Origin of the sequence: Azospirillum sp. B4, from assembly GCF_000333275.1 — a bacterium.
Taxonomy (GTDB): Bacteria; Pseudomonadota; Alphaproteobacteria; order Azospirillales; family Azospirillaceae; genus Nitrospirillum.
In genome coordinates this window covers 1-1,862 of sequence record NZ_BACU01000504.1, presented here as the reverse complement: position 1 = coordinate 1,862, position 1,862 = coordinate 1, and the positions used below count along the sequence as shown (strand labels likewise).

Below are 1,862 nucleotides of genomic sequence, written 5' to 3'. Positions count from 1 at the left end.
GGATGACGCCCAGGGCCAGGAACAGGGGCCGGTTGGGCCACACCCGTTCGCGCACATCCGGCACGGTGGGCGGGTCGATGACGCGGAAGGCGAATTCCGTCTGGCCGGTGGCGTACAGATAATTCTGCAGCGTGCGTTCGTAGGCGTTGACCAGGGCGGCGGTCAGCGCATTGCTGTTGCCCTCCTTCTGGGCGTTGGCCATGGCGGTGCGCAGATAGGCCAGGTTGCGATTGGCGTCGGCCATGGCGCGGTCGCGCAGCTGGGCGTTGGTCAGCGCGATCAGGTCGCGCGCCCAGCGCACCGCCAGATCCCGGTCCTTCCAGGTGATGGCCAGGGTGACGATGCCGCTGCGCCGGTCCAGGGTGATATCGCGGATGCTGCGGTTGAACAGCTTGAAGCCCCGGCGCAGGGTCGGCGCCTCCTCATCCGGCACCGCCCAGCGCCGGGCCGTCGCGTCCCACTTGCTGGCGAACAGCACGGGCAGCAGGTTCTGCTGGGTGGCGTAGGTGTCGAACAGTTCGCGGGAGCCCAGGACGGCCATGGCCTCATCCTCGTTGGAGGATGACTTGCCCAGCAGCGAGCCCACCCCACCCAGGCCGCCCAGACCGCCGAGCAGGCCGGACGCCGTGCCCAGGTCCAGGTTGCCCAGGCCCGATCCGCTCTTGGCCACCGGCATGACCGTCACCTCCACCCGCCAATAGGGGGGCAGCAGAAAGGCCAAGGTCACCGCGGCGCCGACGCTGGCCAGGAACAGGACGGCCGCCAGGAACCCGTGCCGGCGCAGGCGCCCCAGGAAAACACCGAGGGCGTCGCCCTGGTCCCGGGGCACCCACGGCGTGTCCGGGGCGGGATCGGGAACGGCGCGCCCGGCCCATGCCAAGTCTGAGGTATTTCCACCCAAGTCATCGCCCCCAATCGCCTGAAACCTGGCAGAACGACGGACGGCGGCGGGTCGATATTCCGCCAGTCGGGAAAAATATAGTGCTTTCCAGCGGGCGGGCGGCGGGACCACTCTGCCCCCCGAAGACGGTGCGGGTCATGGGTGCGACAGTGAAAGGGACGGGACTGGGACTTGCCGGCGGGCTGGCCGACCAGGCCTTGGTCAGCCTGGCCAATTTCGCGCTGAACGTGACCCTGGCCCGCGCCCTTCCGGCGGCGGACTACGGCGCCTACTCCGTCGTGCTGTCCTTCATCCTGGTGCTGAACACCCTGCACCAGGCGCTGGTCACCTACCCCCTGTCGGTGCAGGGCGATGCGGAGGACCGTCCGCTGGCCGTGGCTCTGCTGCTGACGCCGCTGTGCGCGCTGGCCTTCCTGCCCCTGCTGGCGGGGGCCACGATCAGCGTCGGCCACCTGGAACTGCTGCCCGCCGCCGGGGCGGCGCTGGTGTGCTGGCAGGGCCAAGAGGTGGTACGGCGCGGCCTGCTGGCCGGGGGCCGCCACCCGGCGCTGATCGGTCTGGACGCCCTCCGCTATCTGCCGCCCCTGGCCGCCGCGCTGGCCCTGGGGCAGCACCTGGGCATCGCGGGCGTGTTCCTGCTGGTGGCGGCAGCCTCCACTTTGGCGACCCTGCCGATAGCCCTGCGCCTGGGCACCGCCTGGCGCCGGGCCGCCGGCAGCCTGCGCATGGAAGTCTCCGCCCATTGGCGCCTGGGCGCCCCGGTGCTGGGCGCCAACCTGCTGGCGGCCCTGTCCACCCAATGGTTCCTGTGGCTGCTCGCCTGGCACGACGACGCCCAGGGTGCGGCCACCCTGGTGGCCCTGGCCACCATCGTCGCCATGGCCAGCCCGGTGATCTTCGGCATGGAGAACGTGCTGGTGCCGGAGGTTGCGCGGGCGCGCGACAGCCTGAGCTCACCGCT

The 1,862-nt window shown here is 71.0% G+C and carries 2 protein-coding genes; one reads left to right on the top strand and one right to left on the bottom strand.

The features are described from left to right. Positions 1-880: hypothetical protein (locus I55_RS22115; protein WP_044562765.1), on the bottom strand; the 880-nt coding region annotated here is incomplete at its 3' end. A 158-nt stretch (positions 881-1,038) separates the two neighbouring features. Between I55_RS22115 and I55_RS22110 the strand changes: the two genes are divergently transcribed. Further along, a partial coding sequence (locus tag I55_RS22110; RefSeq protein ID WP_199902679.1) for a hypothetical protein occupies positions 1,039-1,862 on the top strand: 824 nt, incomplete at its 3' end.